The sequence below is a fragment of the Streptomyces sp. NPDC034103 genome, assembly GCF_055575395.1.
In genome coordinates this window covers 79120-99145 of the sequence record NZ_JBVISS010000015.1, presented here as the reverse complement: position 1 = coordinate 99145, position 20026 = coordinate 79120, and the positions used below count along the sequence as shown (strand labels likewise).

Sequence of the window (20026 nt, the reverse complement as noted above, 5' to 3'; positions counted from 1 at the left end):
AGCTCAGGCCGCCCGACCCGCGGCCGACCACTCCCGAAAGGGCACCACGCGCATGGAGCAGTACGAGCCCGACCGCCTGAGCCCGGCCCAAGTGGCCGCCATGCGGCGCAGCTTCCAGGGCGGCCGGGCCGCCATGACCCGGCGGTCCCTGTTGCGCGCCTCGGCGGGCGGTGCGCTCGCCGTCGGCGGTCTCGGGGCGCTGACCGGCTGCGGTATCCCCGCGGCGGGCGACACCAAGGGTGGCGTCTCCGCGGAGGACCACTCGGCCGAGGAGAAGACCGTCAGCTTCTCCAACTGGACCGAGTACATCGACGTGGACGAGAGCGAGAAGCACCACCCGACGCTCGACCAGTTCAAGCGGCGCACCGGCATCTCGGTCAAGTACACCGAGGACATCAACGACAACGTCGAGTTCTTCGGCAAGATCAAGCCGCAGCTCGCCGCAGGCCAGGACACCGGCCGCGACATCATCGTCGTCACCGACTGGCTCGCCGCCCGCCTCATCCGGCTCGGGTGGGTCCAGAAACTGGACCCGGCGAACCTGCCCCACGCGTACACCAACCTGTCGGCGCAGTTCCGCAACCCCGACTGGGACCCCGGACGGGCCTACTCCTACGTCTGGCAGGGCATCTCCACCGTCATCGCCTACAACAAGAAGGCACTCGACGGCGTCGAGGTCAGGTCGGTCTCCGATCTGCTCGACAACCCCAAACTCAAGGGCAAGGTCGGTTTCCTGTCGGAGATGCGCGACAGCATCGGCATGACCCTGCTCGACATGGGCAAGGACCCGGCGAACTTCACCGCCGACGACTACGACGCCGCGATCGCGCGCATCCAGAAGGCCGTCGACAAGGGCCAGATCCGCCGGTTCACCGGCAACGACTACACCTCGGACCTGACCAGCGGCGACTTCGCGGCCTGTATCGCCTGGGCCGGTGACGTCGTCCAGCTCAAGGCCGACAGCCCGGACATCGACTTCCTGATCCCGGACAGCGGTTACATCACGTCGACCGACAACATGCTCATCCCCAACAAGGCCCGTCACAAGACGAACGCCGAGCGGCTCATCGACTTCTTCTACGAGCCGAAGCCGGCCGCCGAGCTCGCCGCGTACATCAACTACGTGACGCCCGTCGACGGGGTGAAGGCCGAGCTGGAGAAGCTCGACCCGGACGCGGCGAACAACCCGCTGATCATCCCGGACAAGGCCATGGCCGCGAAGTCCCACGCCTTCCGCTCGCTGAGCTCGAAGGAAGAGACCGAGTTCGAAGTGAAGTTCGCGAAGCTGACTGGGGCGTGACCACCGTGACCATCGTGACCGACAAGAACGACAACACCGGCGACGTCCGCCTCTCGGGCATCAGCAAGACGTACGACAACGGCTTCACCGCCGTACAGCCGCTGGACCTGACCGTGCCGCAGGGCTCCTTCTTCGCCCTGCTCGGCGCCTCCGGCTGCGGCAAGACCACCACCCTGCGGATGATCGCGGGGCTTGAGGAGCCCACCACGGGCACCGTCTCACTCGGCGAGCAGGACGTCACCCGGCTGCCGCCCTACAAGCGGCCGGTGAACACGGTCTTCCAGTCCTACGCCCTCTTCCCGCACCTCGACATCTTCGAGAACGTCGCCTTCGGCCTGCGCCGGCGCGGCATCAAGAGCGTGAAGAAGCAGGTCGAGGACATGCTGGAGCTCGTCCAGCTCGGCGAACAGGCGCGCAAGAAGCCGCACCAGCTCTCCGGCGGCCAGCAGCAGCGTGTCGCGGTCGCCCGCGCGCTGATCAACACCCCCAAGGTGCTCCTCCTCGACGAGCCCCTCGGTGCCCTCGACCTCAAGCTGCGCCGCCAGATGCAGTTGGAGCTCAAGCGCATCCAGACCGAGGTCGGCATCACCTTCGTCCATGTCACGCACGACCAGGAGGAGGCCATGACCATGGCCGACACGGTCGCCGTGATGAACGCGGGCCGCGTGGAGCAGCTCGGCTCGCCGACCGACCTGTACGAGAACCCGCGGACGACGTTCGTCGCGAACTTCCTCGGCACCTCGAACCTGATCGAGGCCGAGGTCGACGCGAAGAGCGGCGACGACATCGTCCTGAAGGCCGGCGGCGGCAAGCTCGTCCTGCCCGAGGCGCGCTGTTCGGCGCCCACCCGGACCGGCGGCAAGGTGCTGGTCGGCGTCCGCCCGGAGAAGATCTCCCTCACCCACGCCGACGACGCGGGCGACATCCCCGAGGGCCGCAACCGCATCACCGGCACGATCGCCAGCGCCAGTTTCATCGGCGTCTCCACCCAGTACGTCATCGACAGCGCCGTCTGCCCCGAGTTCGAGGTCTACGTCCAGAACATCGAGCGGGACGCCCGGCTCGTGCCCGGCGCCGACGTCGTCCTGCACTGGAGCCCGGCCCACACGTTCGGCCTCGACGCGGCCCAGGCCATCGACGCCGGTATCCAGGAAGAGGCGGCGCTCTGATGGCGACCCTCACCGAGGCGCCGCCGCCTCTCTCCCCGACCGCGCCCGAGAAGAAGCCCCCGCGGCGGCGCGGCCGGCTGGTGCCGTACTGGCTGCTGCTGCCCGGCATCCTGTGGCTGCTGGTCTTCTTCGCGCTGCCGATGATCTACCAGGCCTCCACGTCCGTGCAGACGGGCTCCCTGGAGGAGGGCTACAAGGTCACCTGGCACGTCGCCACCTACTGGGACGCGCTGTCCGAGTACTGGCCGCAGTACCTGCGCTCGATCCTGTACGCGGGTTCGGCGACGATCCTGTGTCTGGTCCTGGGCTATCCGCTGGCCTACCTCATCGCCTTCCGGGCGGGCCGCTGGCGGAACCTGATCATGATCCTGGTGATCGCGCCGTTCTTCACCAGCTTCCTGATCCGCACCCTCGCCTGGAAGACGATCCTCGCGGACGGCGGCCCGGTCGTCGGCGCCCTGAACACCCTGCACGTCCTGGACGTCACCAGCTGGCTCGGCTGGACCACCGGCGACCGCGTGCTGGCCACGCCGATGGCGGTGGTGTGCGGTCTGACGTACAACTTCCTGCCGTTCATGATCCTGCCGCTCTACACCTCCCTGGAGCGCATCGACACCCGGCTCCACGAGGCCGCGGGCGACCTGTACGCCAAGCCGGCCACGACCTTCCGCAAGGTCACCTTCCCGCTGTCGATGCCCGGTGTGGTCTCCGGCACGCTGCTGACGTTCATCCCCGCCGCCGGTGACTACGTCAACGCCGACCTGCTCGGCTCGACGGACACCCGCATGGTCGGAAACGTCATCCAGTCCCAGTTCCTGCGGATCCTGGACTATCCGACGGCGGCGGCACTCTCCTTCATCCTGATGGCCGCCATCCTCGTCATGGTCACGGTCTACATCCGCAGGTCCGGAACGGAGGATCTGGTTTAAATGGCCTTCGTCAACTGGCTCAAGCGCAAATTCGTCGTCATCGCGGGACTGCTGACGCTCGGATATCTGCTGCTGCCCAACATCGTCGTGACGGTGTTCTCCTTCAACAATCCGAAGGGGCGCTTCAACTACGAATGGCAGCAGTTCTCCCTGGACGCCTGGAAGGACCCGTGCGGGGTCGCCGGCATGTGCGGCTCGCTGTCGCTCAGCCTCCAGATCGCGTTCTGGGCGACGATCGGCGCCACCGTCCTCGGCACGATGATCGCCTTCGCGCTGGTCCGCTACCGCTTCCGGGCGCGCGGCGCCGTGAACTCGCTGATCTTCCTGCCGATGGCGATGCCCGAGGTCGTCATGGCCGCCTCGCTGCTCACCCTGTTCCTCAACCTGGGCGCGCAGCTGGGCTTCTGGACGATCCTCATCGCCCACATCATGTTCTGCCTCAGCTTCGTCGTGACGGCCGTCAAGGCGCGGGTGATGTCCATGGACCCGAGGCTGGAGCAGGCCGCGCAGGACCTCTACGCCGGCCCGTTCCAGACCTTCGTCCGGGTCACCCTGCCGATCGCGGCCCCCGGGATCGCGGCGGGCGCGCTGCTCGCCTTCGCGCTCTCCTTCGACGATTTCATCATCACCAATTTCAACGCGGGCTCGACCGTCACCTTCCCCATGTTCGTCTGGGGTTCGGCGCAGCGCGGCACACCCGTTCAGATCAATGTGATCGGCACGGCCATGTTCCTGGTCGCCGTCCTTCTCGTCCTGACCTCTATGGTCATCAGCAATCGCCGCAACAGGCAAAAGGCCTAGCCTTCCGGGGTCCGGCCCTATTCGAAAAACCCTTGTAGGGAGTTGAAATCATGGCCCCAAGCGCCATGAGCCGTGGCAGTCGTCCGATCAAGGCACTCTCCGAAGCCCGGCCGGTCCCGTACTGGCTGGACGACCCCGGCAGGCCCCACCCCGAGCCCGCCCTCACCGGCCCCGAGACCTGCGACCTGCTGGTCGTCGGCGGCGGCTACAGCGGACTGTGGACCGCGCTCCTCGCCAAGGAGCGCGACCCGCAGCGGGACGTGGTCCTGCTGGAGGGCCGCGAGGTGGGCTGGGCCGCCTCGGGCCGCAACGGCGGTTTCTGCGCCGCCTCGCTCACCCACGGTCTGCCCAACGGGCTGACCCGCTGGCCGGACGAGATCCACACGTTGCAGGAGCTGGGCGCCCGCAACCTCGACGAGATCGAGAAGGCGGTCGCCCGCTACTCCCTCGACTGCGACTTCGAGCGCACCGGCGAGATCGACGTCGCCACCGAGACGTACCAGGCGTGGGAACTGCGCGACTGGTACGAGGAGATGGAGCGCGAGGGCCTCGCCGAGGGCGTCGAGTGGCTGGACGCGGAGGCGGTACGGGAACAGGTCGACTCACCGACCTTCCAGGGCGGCCTGTGGGACCGCCGAGGCGTGGCGATGCTCAACCCGGCCAAGCTGGCCTGGGGTCTCAAGCGCGCCTGCCTCGACCTCGGCGTCCGGGTCCACGAGCACACCCCCGCCCTGACGCTGAAGCAGTACGGCGCCGGCATGGCCGTACGCACCCCCTACGGCTCGGTCCGCGCCCGCAAGGTCGCGCTCGGCACCAACATCTTCCCGAACCTGGTCCGGCGGGTGCGCCCGTACACCGTCCCGGTCTACGACTACGCGCTGATGACCGAGCCGCTGAGCGGCGAGCAGCTCGCGCGGATCGGCTGGAAGAACCGGCAGGGACTGGGGGATTCGGCGAACCAGTTCCACTACTTCCGGCTGTCGGCCGACAACCGGATCCTGTGGGGCGGTTACGACGCGGTCTATCCGTACGGCGGTCGCGTCCGCGCCGAGTACGACGACCGGCCGGAGACCTACGCCAAGCTCGCCGAGCACTTCTTCACCTGCTTCCCGCAGCTGGAGGGCGTGCACTTCACGCACGCGTGGGGCGGCGCCATCGACACCTGCTCGCGGTTCTCGGCGTTCTTCGGCACCGCGCACCACGGCAACGTGGCCTACGCGGCGGGCTATACGGGCCTCGGTGTCGGCGCGACCCGGTTCGGCGCCGACGTGATGCTGGACCTGCTCGACGGCGAGGTCACCGAGCGGACCTCGCTGGAGATGGTGCGCAAGAAGCCGCTGCCGTTCCCGCCCGAGCCGTTCGCCTGGACCGGCATCGCGCTGACCAAGTGGTCGCTGGCCCGGGCCGACTCCCGCGGCGGGCGGCGCAATCTGTGGCTGAAGGCGATGGACAAGCTGGGACTCGGCTTCGACAGCTGAGCCCTGTGCGGTGAGCCTCGAAGCTCCGGGTGTGATCCGGTTCACTCCAACGGGGTCCCGGAACCCGCGTAATGCTCCTGCCGGGCCTCCCTCTCCCTCGTGACGCGACCAGCGTCCACGAAGGAACAGGGAGGTCTTCTCATGACTGGGGCGAAGACGGCGGTCGAGTGGCTGGCATCGGTGGCTCCGGATCCCGAGGCCTGCCGCTGGGAATGGGAGCGCAATCCCCTCGGGGTCGCGCTGCTGCCCGCCGGCAAGGCCTGGGACGTGCTCATCCTGCCGGGCGAGCTGGGTTACCCCACGCTCGACGTCCTCACCCGCATCATCGACCAGCCGGGCCCGGTGCTGGTCGACTTCGGCGACGCCCGGATGGGTTTCCTGGTGCCGCCGGGCACGGCCGCGCGCTGGGTCGGTACGGGGATCCGCACCGCCGGTGCGGGGACCTGGATCGTCGTGCCGTACCCGGGCCGTTCCACCGGCGGTGTCCGCTGGCTGGTCCCGCCGGACGGCTCCGGCACCCTGACCGACCCGGCACTCCTCGAACTGGCGATGCACGAGGCGGCGGCGGGCCTGGCGGAGGAGGACGGACAGGGGGGCGCCTGAGCTCTTGACAACCTGATTGGTCTGGACCAAATTGGGCGCGCTCCACCCTCCAATTCCCCCAGCTCCGGAGGCACTTGTGGACCGCACCAGACCTGTCGTCGCCGCCCTCACGGCCACACTCCTGGCCGCAGGCGGCGTCACCGCGCTCTCGTCGGCCGCCCGTGCGGCCGACGCGGACCTCGCACGCAACGGCGGCTTCGAGGCCGGCCTCGACGGCTGGGCCTGTTCGGCCGGTGCGCCGGTCAACAGCCCTGTGCGCAGCGGCGGTTGGGCCCTTCAGGCGACCCCCGCCGGGGGCGACAACGCCCGGTGCGCCCAGACCGTCACCGTGAAGCCCGGCGCCCAGTACACGCTCACCGGCTATGTGCGCGGCTCCTACGTGTACCTCGGTGCGAGCGGCACCGGCACCACGGACGTCTCCACCTGGACCCAGTCCGCCCCGAACTGGCAGCAGCTCACCACGACCTTCCGTACCGGCCCCGCCACCACCCGGGTCACGATCTACACCCACGGCTGGTACGGCACGGGCGCCTACCACGCCGACGACATAGCGCTCACCGGCCCCGGCGTCGACGCCGGTCAGCCTCCCGCCACGCCCACCGCTCCGGTCGTCGGCACGGTCACCTCCTCCAGCGTGGCCCTGTCCTGGCCGCCGGTCACGGGCGCCACGAGCTACGCCGTGTACCGCGACGGAGCGAAGGCGCAGACGGTGAGCGGGACTTCAGCCACGATCGCCGGACTCGCCCCGTCGACCGCCTACGCCTTCCAGGTCACCGCCCTCAACGACGCCGGTGAGTCCGCGAGATCGGCCACCGTCACCGCGACCACCACCACCGGCTCGGGCGGCTCGACCGACCTTCCCGCCCACGCCCTGGTCGGCTACCTCCACGCGAGCTTCGCCAACGGCTCCGGCTACACGCGGCTGGCCGACGTGCCCGACAGCTGGGACGTCATCGACCTGGCCTTCGGCGAGCCGACCTCGGTCACCTCCGGGGACATCCGCTTCGAGCGCTGCCCGGTCACCGAGTGCCCGAACGTCGAGAGCGACGCCGAGTTCAAGGCGGCGATCAAGGCCAAGCGGGCGGCCGGCAAGAAGGTGCTCATCTCGATCGGCGGCCAGAACGGCCAGGTGCAGCTGACCACCACCGCGGCCCGGGACGCCTTCGTCACCTCCGTCTCGAAGATCATCGACGAGTACGGGCTCGACGGCGTGGACATCGACTTCGAGGGCCACTCGCTCTCCCTGAACGCCGACGACACCGACTTCAGGAACCCGAGGACCCCGGTGATCGTGAACCTGATCTCGGCGCTGAAGGCACTGAAGGCGAAGTACGGCTCCCGGTTCGTGCTGACCATGGCCCCCGAGACCTTCTTCGTCCAGCTCGGCCACCAGTACTACGGCACCGGCAAGTGGGGCGGCCAGGACCCGAGGGCGGGCGCCTACCTCCCGGTCATCCACGCGCTGCGCGACGACCTCACCCTGCTGCACGTCCAGGACTACAACTCGGGCCCGATCATGGGCCTCGACCAGCAGTACCACTCCATGGGCGGCGCCGACTTCCACATCGCCATGACCGACATGCTGCTCACCGGCTTCCCGGTCGCGGGCGACGCGAACAACGTCTTCCCGCCCCTGCGCCCCGACCAGATCGCCATCGGCATGCCCGCCTCCACCAACGCCGGCAACGGACACGTGGCCCCCGCCGAGGTCACCAAGACCCTCGACTGCCTGACGAAGAGGACGAACTGCGGCTCGTACACCACCCATGGCACCTGGCCCGCGCTACGCGGCCTGATGACCTGGTCGATCAACTGGGACCGGTACGCGAACGGGGAGTTCCAGAAGACGTTCGACGGCTACTTCGGCTGACGAACAGGCTGACGAACAGGACGAACGCGGTCAGCAGCACCGTCGACAGGCACCAACTGGCCACCACGTCCAGTGGCCAGTGGTAGCCGCGCCGGACCAGACCGTAGGAGACGCCGAGGACGAGGGCCGCGCCGAGGAGGATCAGCGCGCGGCCGGCCCGCGGGAGCCAGGGGGCGAGGAGGAGGACCGCGGCGCCGTACGCGATGGCCGCCGTGGCCGTGTGGCCGGAGGGGAAGTAGCCGGTGGCGGGCGGTACGACGGGGGTGCCGGGGCGGTCGGTCAGCACCTTCAGCGGGACGATCAGCGCCGGGACCAGGGCCATCAGCACGGCCGCCGCGAGGGAGGGCAGCCACCACCGGTCCGTACCGATGCGGCGGGCCCGCAGAGCGGCGTACACCAGTGCGATCGCCAGGGCGGGGACGGCGACCTGGACATTGCCCAGATCGGCGAGGAGCTCCGAGGCGCGGTCGGGGTGGACGAGGGTCTCACTGACCCGTTCGTCCAGCGTCACCAGGGGGCCGTCGACGACGACCTGCCAGGTGATCAGCACAAAGAGCAGGGCGGGCAGCCCGAGAAGGAGGAAGGAGGTCGGCCGCCCCGGAACAGGGGGGGTGGTTCCGGGGCGGCCGTCCGGACCGGATCGTCGCGCGCCCCGGGGGGTTTGGGGCGAGCGACCGTCCGATCGGTGAGGAGATCCAGAGCCGGAGGCTCCGGTTGTGTGCGCGAGGGCACGACCAGGTCGAAGCTGGGGAGGCCCCGGCCTGATGTCGCCCACAGTCCCCTGTGGGCGGGGTGTATCTCTCATCTGGGTAGAACCTACGGCAGCCGATGGGTTCAGGACAGCCGGAATCGAAACCCGACAACGACCTCGCACACGTTCTTCACACCCTCTGACGGCGACCGCCCCAGCCCCGGAATCCGCTGTGGATCCAGGGCTGGGGCGGGTGGGACGGGAGTGACCTGGGGCGGGGGCGCCCCGTGTGCTCACCGGGGCGCCGGATACCGCGCGAAGGCCTGCTCAGGCACGCGCGAGGGCTCGGTCAGACACGCGCCGAGCCCGTTCAGATCCGCGCGAAGGCCTGCTCGATGATGTCGAGGCCCTCGTTCAGCAGGTCCTCGCCGATGACCAGCGGCGGCAGGAAGCGCAGCACGTTGCCGTACGTGCCACAGGTCAGGACCAGCAGGCCCTCCTGGTGGCAGGCCTTGGCGAGCGCGGCGGTCGCCTCCGCGTTCGGCTCCTTGGTGGCGCGGTCCTTGACCAGCTCGATGGCGATCATGGCGCCGCGGCCCCGCACGTCACCGATGATGTCGAACTTCTCGGCCATGGCGCCGAGGCGGGCCTTCATGACCGCCTCGATGTTCTTCGCCCGGGCGTTGAGGTCGAGCTCCTTCATCGTCTCGATGGAGCCGAGCGCGCCGGCGCAGGCGACCGGGTTGCCGCCGTACGTGCCGCCCAGGCCACCGGCGTGCGCGGCGTCCATGATCTCGGCGCGGCCGGTCACGGCGGCGAGCGGCAGACCGCCGGCGATGCCCTTGGCGGTGGTGATCAGGTCCGGGACGATGCCCTCGTCCTCGCACGCGAACCACTGCCCGGTACGGCAGAAGCCGGACTGGATCTCGTCCGCGACGAAGACGATGCCGTTGTCGCCCGCGAACTTCACGATCTCCGGCAGGAAGCCCTTGGCCGGCTCGATGAAGCCGCCCTCGCCCAGCACCGGCTCGATGATGATCGCGGCGACGTTCTCGGCGCCGACCTGCTTGCTGATCTGGTCGATGGCCTGCTTGGCGGCCTCGGGGCCGGCGTTCTCCGGGCCGGTCGGCCAGCGGTAGCCGTACGCCACGGGCACCCGGTAGACCTCGGGCGCGAACGGGCCGAAGCCGTGCTTGTACGGCATGTTCTTCGCGGTCAGCGCCATCGTCAGGTTCGTACGGCCGTGGTAGCCGTGGTCGAAGACGACGACGGCCTGGCGCTTGGTGTACGCACGCGCGATCTTGACGGCGTTCTCGACGGCCTCGGCGCCGGAGTTGAACAGCGCGGACTTCTTGGCGTGGTCACCCGGGGTGAGCTCGGCGAGGGCCTCGGCGACCTCCACATAGCCTTCGTACGGCGTGACCATGAAACAGGTGTGGGTGAAGTCGGCGAGCTGGGCGGCGGCCCGGCGTACGACGGCCTCGGCGGAGGCGCCGACGCTGGTCACGGCGATACCGGAGCCGAAGTCGATGAGACGGTTGCCGTCGACGTCCTCGATGATGCCGCCGCCGGCCCGCGCGGTGAACACCGGCAGCACCGAGCCCACGCCCTGCGCGACCGCGTCGAGGCGGCGGGCCTGCAGCTCCTGCGACTTCGGGCCGGGGATGGCGGTGACGATCCGGCGCTCCTGCGGAAGTGCGCTCATGAGGGGCTCCTGGGGGTGTTGCGAACGAGGTCTGTGCGGATGCTTCTCTTCTTTTCTCGCAGGCTAGGACGCAGGGCGGGGGGTGGGCATGCTCCATGTGGGCGTGGTCCGGGGGGCAGGTTTGTCCGCGGTGGACATGGCGAGGGTGTGCGCGGCGCGGGGGACCGCCCCTGGGCCACGGCCGCGTAAGCGGTGAACTCCCCTTGTGGGGGCGTTAGATTGGCCGCTGACGGTGGACGGAACGGCTGGTCAGGGAGCGAAGGCGATGGACAGCGACGGGACGCGGGACGCGCGGGGTACGCATGCGAATCCTGTGCCGCGGCCGGCGGGGCCACCGGACGTGCCGAACGCGCCGCCGCGCCCGGCCCACGCGCCGGGAGCGCCCGTGGCCGACTGGCTCAACGAGCCCCGGCCGAAGACCGAGCCCGGCATCTGGCGCTTCGGCTACCGGCTGCCCAAGGCCGCGACGAGGACGGAACGGCTCAACCCGGTGACCGTCGCCGGCATGCTCATCCCCTTCGTCCTGGCGCTCGTGGTGTGGTCCTTCTGGCGGCGCGGCGCACTGCCGTACCAGTACACGCTGCTGCGGCTCTTCACCCCCGACGACTGGTGGTGGGGCGGCACGCTCGCCTCCCCGAAGCGGCTGGAGGGCCAGTCGCTGGAGTACCCGGGCGTGGAGGCACTGGAGGTCTACAGCGGCCTCTTCTTCGCCGTGCTCGTCTACTCGGCGGGCCGGCTCGGCAGCTGGCCGGCCGTCGTACGCCACCTGGTGCGCCGCAGGCCCCAGCCCGCCCGCGCCCTGGTGGCCGCCCTGGGCGCCCTGGTCACCCTCGCCTTCGTCTTCCCGGACGCCTTCCCCGGCGTCGGCTGGGACGCGCTGCCCGTGGTGAACCCGCTGTTCTCCCTGATCGCGCTCGTCAGCGGCGGCTACGGCGTCTACACCTCGCCCTGGGCGACGGACGCGCTCTACGCCCTGATCACCGTCCTCGTCCTGTGGCCCTTCGCCCGGATCGGCGGCTGGTGGTCCCTGGCCCGCGCCCAGCTCGCCGCCCGGCGTCGCGCCGCTCAGGGGCAGCACCCCGCGCCCGTCGCCGAGCAGCCGCGCGCCCGCTGGCCCGAGCTGCGCGAGGCCGGGCAGCACCAGGCCGCCGACCTGCTCACCGCCGAGGTGCTGGCCGGGCGGATGAACGACGTGGACTGCGCCCGCGTCGAGCGCGCCTGGCACCGGGCACGCGGTCAGGACCGGCTCGCCGCCTTCACGGACACCGTCCTGCGCCAGGGCGCCGCCGCGCTCACCCACCCCTCCGGCGCCCGTGACCTCCCCGGCCGCGTCGCCCGGCACGACCTGCTCACCGGCCAGGTCCGCATCGGCCGCTGGGCCGCCGCCGAACGCACCCCACGGGCCTACGGTGGCGTGGGCGCGGCGCTGGGGCCGGGCACCCTCGCCACCTCGCTGCTGGTCGTCGGGCCCTCGGGCGCCGGGAAGACCCGGCAGGTCATCGCCCCCGTGGTCGAGTCCCTCGCGCTCCAGGCGCTCACCGGCGGCTGCGCCGTCGTCGCGGTGTGCGGCGCCGGCACACCGCTCGGCCCGGACGCGTCGTACGACGTCGTCGTACGGGTCGGCGACCCGGCCTCCGTGCACGACCTCGACCCGTACGCGGAGGCCGAGGACCCCGACGAGGCGGCCGCCTTCCTCGCCGAGGCGCTGGCCGGGGACCTCGACACCGTGAGCCCCGAACGCGCGGCGCGGGCGCTCGCCCAGCTCCTCGGCCCCTACCGGACCGCGTACGGGCACTTCCCGCCGCTGCCCGTCCTGCGCGACCTGCTGGAAGGGGACCCGGCCGCCCTCGCCGAGCTGCGCGAGCGGCTCGCCGACGAGGGGTACGACGGACGGCAGGCGGTGATGCGCCGCGAGCTCGACGCGCGGGTCCGGCAGAGCGGCGGCCCCGGCGACCCGGGCCCCCTGCTCGCCGACCGGCTCGCGCTCCTCGACCGGCCGGCGTTCGCCGGGTTCTTCGGTTCCGCGGGCCCGGCGGCCGACACGATCCGGCCGTTCTCCCTGCGCGCCCTGGTCCACCACCCCCTGCGGGTCCGTGTCGACCTGCCCGCGCACGGTCACGAGGAGGCGTCCCGGCTCATCGCCCGGCTGGTGCTGGCCCAGTTCGGCGGGGTGGTCCGGGACGGGGCGCGCGAGCACTTCGCCGCCCTCGTCCTCGACGACGCCACCGGCACCGTGACCCCCGGGTCGGTACGGCGGATCCAGCGCCTGCGCTCGCAGAACGCGGGGGTCGTGCTCGCGCTGCGCACGGTCTCCGACGTCCCCGAGGCGCTGCACGGGCCGCTGTTCGGGGCGGTCGGCTGCCGGATGGCGCTGTCCGGGGTCACCACCTGGGACGGCAGCCGTTTCGCGGACGCCTGGGGCACCGAGTGGGTGGAGACCAAGGACGTCGCCCAGCACACCGTGTTCGCCGACCAGCCGATGACCCGGGCCATGCACGCCCTGCGCAAGCTGGTGACCGGCAAGGCGGTGACCACGGAGGCCGTGACCGTCCGGCAGGTCGAGCGGGAGCGCTGGTCCGCGTCCGAGCTGGCGCACACCGTGCCGCCGGGACACGCGGTGCTGTCGCTGACCGGCGTCGAGGGGGAGCACGCGCCGCCGCTGCTGGTGGACCTGCGAGGTTAGGCCGGGAGGTGCGGTGACCCGGGGGACCGTACGGCGAGGATCTGCGGTGACCGGGGGACCGTACGGTGAGGCAGAATCGGCACAAGCCGTTCATACACCGCGGCCAAATGATCACCAGCCTCCGCTGATCCTCGTCGACCTGAAGGCCCCATGCCTCCCACGCTCGCCTCGCTCGTCCACCACTCCGCGCTCAAGCTGACCGTGCGGGCGGGCGGGGACCGGCTCGACGTGCCCGTGCGCTGGGCGCATGTCAGCGAGCTCGCCGATCCGGTGCCGTACATGGAGGGCGGGGAACTGCTGCTGATCACCGCGTTGAAGCTGGACGCGGAGGATCCCGAGGCCATGCGGCGGTATGTGAAGCGGCTGGTCGGGGCCGGGGTCGTGGGGCTCGGGTTCGCGGTCGGGGTCAACTACGAGGCCATTCCCGCGGCACTGGTCGAGGCGGCCGAGGCGGAGGGGCTGCCGCTGCTGGAGGTGCCCCGGCGCACCCCCTTCCTCGCCATCAGCAAGGAGGTCTCCGCCGCCATCGCCGCCGACCAGTACCGCGCCGTGACGGCCGGGTTCGCGGCGCAGCGGGAACTGACCAGACAGGCGCTGACCCACGGGCCGGAGGGTCTGCTCGCCGCGCTCGCCTCGCAGGTGGACGGGTGGGCGGCGCTGTACGACGCGTCCGGCGCCGTCGTCGCCGCCGCGCCCGAGTGGGCGGGGCGGCGGGCCGCGCGGCTCACCGCGGACGTGGCACGGCTGCGTGAGCGGCCCGCGCCCGCCTCCTCCGTGGTCGGCGCGCCCGACAACGAGGACCGCGTCGAGCTGCACTCCCTGGGCACCGGGAGACGGACCCGCGCCGCCCTCGCGGTGGGCACGGCGGCGGCCCTGGGAACGGCCGAGCGGTACGCCGTCCACTCGGCGATCGCCCTGCTGACCCTGACCACCGAGCGCTCCCGGTCGCTGCACGCCGCCGAGCAGCGGCTCGGGGCGGCGGTGCTGCGGATGCTGCTGGCGGGGGAGCCGGACCACGCCCGGGCCGTCGCCGGGGATCTGTACGGGGCGCTGCTGGACGCGCCGTTCCGGGTGCTCGTCGCCGAGGCGGTGCCGGCGGTGCGGATGCCGGGCGAGGAGGCGCCGGCCCGGCCCGCGGCGAAGCCCTCGGCCGCGGCGCCGGCCGTCGCCGACTTGGGCGGTGATCCGCTGGGCGCGCTCACCGAGGTGGTGGAGTCCGCCGCGGCGCGGGCCGGGGAGGCGGTGCTCGTCGTTCCCGAGGGGGAGCGGCTGGTGGTGCTGGGCGCGGACGGGGGCGCGGCGGTCGGGGCGTGCGGGGAGTACGCCGCCGCTCTCGAGGCCGGGCGGGGCGCGGAGCAGGGCGGCGCGGGGGAGGAGTGCGAGCTGGTCGTCGGGGTGTCGGCGCCGGTGGGCCCGGTCGCCGCGGGGGCCGCGTACAAGCAGGCCGAGCAGGCGTTGTCCGTCGCGCGGCGGCGGGGGCGGGTGTACGTCGAGCACGAGCAGCTGGCCTCCGGTTCCGTGCTGCCGCTGCTCGCCGACGACGCGGTGCGGGCGTTCGCCGACGGGCTGCTGCGCGCTCTGCGCGAGCACGACGCCACCGGCCGGGGGGACCTGGTCGCCTCGCTGCGGGCCTGGCTGTCGCGACACGGCCAGTGGGACGCGGCGGCCGCGGACCTCGGTGTGCACCGGCACACGCTGCGGTACCGGATGCGGCGCGTGGAGGAGATCCTGGGACGCTCGCTGGACGACCCGGACGTACGGATGGAGCTGTGGCTGGCGCTGAAGGCGACGTCCACGGAGTAGCCCGTACGACGTCCACGCGGTAGCCGTACGACGTCCACGGAGCAGTCCTACGACAAAGAGGCGCAAGCCCGGATCCGATCACTACGACTCGGACAAACGCCCGCCCGGCTGGGCGGCCCTACCGTGGACCCGAAAGCCACGCACCACATCCCCAACGCGGAAGGGCCGGGACCCGCATATGACTTCCACCCACGCCTTCTGGCTCGCCGGCCGCCAGGTCACCGGCGAGGACAGCTTCGACGTCAGCTCGCCGTGGGACGGGCGGGTCGTCGGCAGGGTCAGCGTGCCCAGCGCGGAGCAGATCGAGGAGGCCGTCGCCGCCGCGTACGCCGTGCGCGACGAGTTCGCCGCCACGCCCGCGCATGTGCGCGCCGCCGCCCTCGACCACGTCAGCCGTCGGCTCGCCGAGCGCACCGAGGAGATCGCCCAGCTGATCTCGGCCGAGAACGGCAAGCCGATCAAGTGGGCCCGCGGCGAGGTCGGCCGGGCCGTCTCCGTCTTCCGCTTCGCCGCCGAGGAGGCCCGCCGGTTCAACGGCGGCGAGGCCCAGCGGCTCGACACCGACCTCGGCGGCCAGGGTCGGCTAGCCCTCACCCGGCGTTTCCCCAAGGGTGTCGTCCTCGGCATCGCGCCCTTCAACTTCCCGCTCAACCTGTGCGCCCACAAGGTCGCCCCGGCGATCGCGGCCGGCGCGCCGATCATCCTGAAGCCGGCCCCCGCGACCCCGCTCTCCGGGCTGATCCTCGGCGACCTGCTCGCCGAGACCGAGCTTCCCGCGGGTTCCTGGAGCATCCTGCCGGTCCCGAACGACCAGATGCCCGCCCTCGTCCAGGACGAGCGGCTGCCCGTGATCTCCTTCACCGGTTCCGAGAAGGTCGGCTACGCGATCATGGACTCGGTGCCCCGCAAGCACTGCACGCTGGAGCTCGGCGGCAACGGCGCGGCGGTCGTGCTCGGCGACTACGCCTCCGACGCCGACCTCGACTGGGCCGCGACCCGTATCGCGACCTTCTCCAACTACCAGGGCGGGCAGTCCTGCATCTCCGTGCAGCGGGTCATCGCGGACGCCTCGGTGTACGACCGGCTGCTGCCGCGGATCGTCGCCGCCGTCGAGGCCCAGGTCACCGGTGACCCGAGCGACGACAAGACCGACGTCGGCCCGCTGGTCAGCGAGGACGCCGCGATCCGCGTCGAGGCCTGGGTCAAGGAGGCCGTCGAGGCCGGCGCCACCCTCCTCACCGGCGGCGAGCGCGACGGCGCCTCCTACGCGCCGACCGTCCTCGCCGACGTTCCCGCCGACACGACGATCTCCTGCGAGGAGGTCTTCGGACCGGTCCTCACCGTGCGGAAGGTCGAGGGCGAGACCGAGGCGTTCGCGGCGGTCAACGACTCCAAGTACGGCCTTCAGGCGGGTGTGTTCACCCATGACCTCCAGGCCGCCTTCCGCGCCCACCGCGCGCTGGAGGTCGGCGGCGTCGTCATCGGCGACGTGCCCTCCTACCGCGCCGACCAGATGCCGTACGGCGGCGCCAAGCAGTCCGGCGTGGGCCGCGAGGGCGTGAGGTTCGCGATGGACGACTACACCTACGAGCGGGTGCTCGTCCTCACGGGGCTCGCGCTCTGACCCCTCGGAAAGGACCGACGGCCGGAGCCCGCTGTGCGGGGGCTCCGGCCGTCGTCACGGCGGCCGGCGGTCTCCTCGCGACCCCCTAGCTAATGGGAACCATTTTCAGGTAAGGTCGCGGCAGCGACGCCGGCTCGCTGACCCGAAGGGGCCCGGCACCGATGCCTTCCGGTGCCGGGCCCCTTCACTGTGCCGGTCTTCTCCGGACCCTCAACCGGAGAAGCCGACGTGCGCGAGCCGCAACGGGCCCCGCAGCCTGAGGTGGACGTCGTGCACGCCGGAGGCGGTGAGCGGGGCGCGCAGCGTCACATAGTCGTACGGTCCCGAGGTGGGCGCCGCCGGTGACAGCGCCGCCGACGCCGGGGTGCCGTCGAGCGAGACCTCCACCGTGCCCTCGCCGGCCACGGTCACCGTCACCTCGCTGACCCCCGTCCCGAAGTCGCAGGCGCGGTAGACCAGTTCGGCCGTCCCGGCGTGCGCCGGTGTCACCGCGTCCCCCGCCGTCTTCGTACGGTCGACGATCGCGACGCCGCTGTGCTCGTCGAAGTCGGCCCCGTCCAGGCCGCGTTCGACGACCGGCCGCGGTCCGCCCGGCTCGCCCTCCAGCACCACCGTCGTGCGCAACCGCACATCCTCGCTGGAGGCGCCGACCAACAGCTCGTACGGGCCCGGCTCCAGGCGCCACCGGCCGTGCGCTACGTCCCAGAACTCCAGGGCCGCCAGGGGGACTTCGAAGGAGAGTTCCTTCGTCTCGCCGGGCGTCAGGGCGATCCGCTCGTGGGCCGTCAGCTCGCGGCGCGGACGCGGCACCGAGGGGTCCGCGGCGCGCGTGTAGAGCTGGGCCACCTCGTCGGCCGGCACGTCCCCGGTGTTCGTGACCGTGAACGAGACGTGCAACGCCTTGTCCGAGACCCGGGACCTCAGGTCGGCGTAGGAGAAGGACGCGTAGGACAGCCCGTGGCCGAAGGGGTACAGCGGGGTGCCCTCGTAGTACAGGTAGGTCTGGCGGCCGCCGAGGACGTCGTAGTCGAGCAGGTCCGGCAGGTCGGCGTCGTCGGCGTACCAGGTCTGCGGGAGGCGGCCCGCGGGGGACACGTCGCCGGCCAGGACCCGGGCCAGCGCGGTGCCGGCCGCCTGGCCGCCGTGCGCCGTCCACAGTGCCGCGCGCAGGGGGCCGGGCTCGAAGGCGTAGGGGTAGGCGGAGACCAGCGCCAGCACGGTGTTCGGGTTGGCGGCGCGGGCCGCGCGCAGCAGCCGCTCCTGGTGCCCGGGCAGCGCGAGCGTCGTGCGGTCCTCGGTCTCGCGGCCGTTGATGTGCGGGTCGTTCCCAGCGACCACCAGGACCACGTCCGCCTCGGCGGCGACCCTGGCCACCGCGTCCTCGCCGCGCTCGGCGATGATCAGCTCGAAGATTTCCGCGTTTTCGTCGGCAACCTTTACTCCGTCGGTGCCGACAGAGACGTGGCGACCCGTACCGACGTGCCTGAGGAGGTGTCCGTGTCCGTGGGGTTCCAGCCGGAACGTCTCCTGGACGACCCAGCCTCCGGGCTGGTCGGCGGAGGCACGCAGAGCGCCGTCCTCGGCGACCGAGACATAGCGGCCGTCCGGCGCGCGCAGGGTCAGGACGCCCTCGCCCCAGTCGACCAGGGCGAGTTCGGTGCCGACCGGGTCGGTGGTGAGCGGCGGGAGATCGGTGCGGCCCGCGAGCAGGGCCGGGTCGAGGGCGCCCTCGGCGCCGCGCACCGCGTCCTCGACGTCCGCCTCGGGCACGGACAGGAAGGTGCCGTCCGAGGTCTTCAGCCGGACCCGGTCCACCCCTTCGGCGAACTGCACGCGGTCGGTGCCGAACCGCTCGTACAGGCCCTCCAGCGGGGTGGAGCGGTGGATCAGCGTGCCGCTGTACCAGTCGAGCTTGCACTCGTCGGCGAGCAGTCCGACCACCGCGAGCCGGGTGTCGGCGACGAGGGGGAGCACGCCGTCGTTGCGGAGCAGCACGACCGACTGCTCGGCGGCCTCCTGCGCCAGGGCGCGGTGGGCCGGGGTGTCGAAGTCGGCGGTGCGGGCGTACGGGTCGTCCCGCGGGTCGAACTCGCCGAGGCGGAAGCGGACCGAGAGCTGGCGGCGCACCGCCGCGTCGATGTCGGCCTCGGTCAACAGGCCCTGGGCGTGGGCCCCCTTGATCCGGCCGATCATCTGCGAGCTGTCCGTGCCGTGGTCGGTGAAGCTGTCGACGCCGGCCAGCAGGGAGGCGGCCGTGGCCTCCTGGTGGGTGTCGTAGTAGTGCTCGTGGTCGACCAGGTTCGACGGCGCGCCCGCGTCCGAGCAGACCAGCAGGTCCTCCTCGGTCCAGGTGCGCAGGTGCTCGCGCAGGTACGGGGAGACGTGGTTGGGGCGGCCGTTGACCAGGTTGTACGCGGGCATCACACCGGCCACCGCGCCCGCCTCGACGGTCTCACGGAAGGCGCGCAGATCGTACTCGTGCAGCACGCGCGGACGGACCGAGCTGGACGAGGTGGCCCGGTCGGTCTCGTTGTTGTGGGCGAGCCAGTGCTTGAGGACGGGCGCGGTGCGCCAGTACGTCGGGTGGTCGCCGCGCAGGCCCCGGGTGTACGCGACGGCGATCGCCGAGGTGAGCTTCGGGTCCTCCGAGTAGCCCTCCTCGTTGCGGCCCCACAGGGGGTGGCGCAGCAGGTTGACGGTCGGGGCCCAGACGTTGAGGCCGACGCGGTCGTCGCGGGCCCGCATCGCGCGCACCTCCTGGGAGACGGCCTCGCCGACCCTGCGCACGAGATCCGGGTTCCAGGTCGCGCCCAGGCCCACCGCCTGCGGGAACACCGTCGCCGGGCCCATCCAGGCCACCCCGTGCAGGGCCTCCTGGCCGGTGCGGAAGGCGGCGATGCCGAGGCGATCCACGGCGGGCGCGAACTGGTGCAGGAACGCGGTCTTCTCATCGAGGGTCAGTCGCGACAACAGGTCGTCGATGCGCTTCGCGAACGGCAGTTGCGGATCGCGGAAAGGCGGCGTGGGCGGCGTCTGTGCGGTCACCTGGGGATCCCCTTGGAGTGGAGCTGCGGAGCGCTTTCGAAGCGCTTCGATGCTCATTGGACTCGGGGGTGGGTGTCAAGAGACCTGCGCCCCGACTTCAAGCAGTGCATAAGAAAAGGTCGCCCCTCGCGCCTCGGAGGAATATTGGGAACGACCCTTGTGCACCCACAGGGCTTCACTTAACCTCACAGCAACATCGAAGCGCTTCGACTACGGTCGCTCAACCGAACGCGTCGGAGCATCGCTTCAGCTCAGCCAGTTCCACTCAAGACACCACAGCCGACGGCTCTACCGCCGGGTGTCCTGGTGCGCCACGAAGGGTTGA

At 71.5% G+C, this 20026-nt stretch carries 13 protein-coding genes; 10 read left to right on the top strand and 3 right to left on the bottom strand.

Annotation, left to right across the window (positions count from 1 at the left end):
- The first annotated feature begins 52 nt into the window (after positions 1-52).
- The 7 genes from ACZ56U_RS31110 (at position 53) to ACZ56U_RS31080 (ending at position 8150) form a co-directional block, all read left to right on the top strand.
- Positions 53-1300: a polyamine ABC transporter substrate-binding protein gene (locus ACZ56U_RS31110; RefSeq protein WP_469087283.1), complete on the top strand. Its 1248-nt coding sequence runs from the start codon at positions 53-55 to the stop codon at positions 1298-1300.
- Between the two features lie 5 nt (positions 1301-1305).
- Positions 1306-2469 (top strand): ABC transporter ATP-binding protein, encoded by a 1164-nt coding sequence (locus ACZ56U_RS31105; RefSeq protein ID WP_469087366.1) that lies wholly within the window; start codon positions 1306-1308, stop codon positions 2467-2469.
- On the top strand, positions 2469-3398 hold the full coding sequence (locus tag ACZ56U_RS31100; RefSeq protein WP_469087282.1) for an ABC transporter permease: 930 nt from the start codon (positions 2469-2471) through the stop codon (positions 3396-3398). Before ACZ56U_RS31105 ends, ACZ56U_RS31100 begins: the two co-directional genes overlap by 1 nt.
- Positions 3399-4199 (top strand): ABC transporter permease, encoded by an 801-nt coding sequence (locus ACZ56U_RS31095; RefSeq protein WP_469087281.1) that lies wholly within the window; start codon positions 3399-3401, stop codon positions 4197-4199.
- A gap of 50 nt (positions 4200-4249) precedes the next feature.
- Positions 4250-5677 (top strand): NAD(P)/FAD-dependent oxidoreductase, encoded by a 1428-nt coding sequence (locus ACZ56U_RS31090; protein WP_469087280.1) that lies wholly within the window; start codon positions 4250-4252, stop codon positions 5675-5677.
- 141 nt (positions 5678-5818) lie between these two features.
- A complete protein-coding gene (locus tag ACZ56U_RS31085; protein ID WP_469087279.1) occupies positions 5819-6280 on the top strand; it encodes a hypothetical protein in 462 nt (153 codons plus the stop codon).
- Positions 6281-6356: 76 nt separating this feature from the next.
- Positions 6357-8150, top strand: a complete 1794-nt coding sequence (locus tag ACZ56U_RS31080) for a chitinase (RefSeq protein ID WP_469087278.1) — start codon at positions 6357-6359, stop codon at positions 8148-8150.
- On the opposite strand, the gene ACZ56U_RS31075 is transcribed toward ACZ56U_RS31080, so the two are convergent.
- On the bottom strand, positions 8089-8700 hold the full coding sequence (locus ACZ56U_RS31075) for a phosphatase PAP2 family protein (protein ID WP_469087277.1): 612 nt from the start codon (positions 8698-8700) through the stop codon (positions 8089-8091). The two genes, ACZ56U_RS31080 and ACZ56U_RS31075, sit on opposite strands and share 62 nt — an antisense overlap.
- A 511-nt stretch (positions 8701-9211) precedes the next feature.
- Complete coding sequence (gene gabT, locus ACZ56U_RS31070; RefSeq protein ID WP_469087276.1) at positions 9212-10546, bottom strand: 4-aminobutyrate--2-oxoglutarate transaminase; 1335 nt, start codon at positions 10544-10546, stop codon at positions 9212-9214.
- A gap of 265 nt (positions 10547-10811) precedes the next feature.
- Between gabT and ACZ56U_RS31065 the strand changes: the two genes are divergently transcribed.
- From ACZ56U_RS31065 to ACZ56U_RS31055, 3 genes are all read left to right on the top strand, one after another.
- Positions 10812-13229, top strand: coding sequence for an ATP/GTP-binding protein (locus tag ACZ56U_RS31065; RefSeq protein WP_469087275.1), 2418 nt, complete (start codon positions 10812-10814; stop codon positions 13227-13229).
- Positions 13230-13379: 150 nt separating this feature from the next.
- Complete coding sequence (locus ACZ56U_RS31060) at positions 13380-15032, top strand: PucR family transcriptional regulator (protein WP_469087274.1); 1653 nt, start codon at positions 13380-13382, stop codon at positions 15030-15032.
- Between the two features lie 178 nt (positions 15033-15210).
- A complete protein-coding gene (locus tag ACZ56U_RS31055; protein WP_469087273.1) occupies positions 15211-16656 on the top strand; it encodes an aldehyde dehydrogenase family protein in 1446 nt (481 codons plus the stop codon).
- A gap of 210 nt (positions 16657-16866) precedes the next feature.
- Here ACZ56U_RS31055 and ACZ56U_RS31050 read toward each other — a convergent pair whose 3' ends face one another.
- Positions 16867-19701: a glycoside hydrolase family 3 C-terminal domain-containing protein gene (locus ACZ56U_RS31050; protein ID WP_469087272.1), complete on the bottom strand. Its 2835-nt coding sequence runs from the start codon at positions 19699-19701 to the stop codon at positions 16867-16869.
- Between the last annotated feature and the right edge of the window lie 325 nt (positions 19702-20026).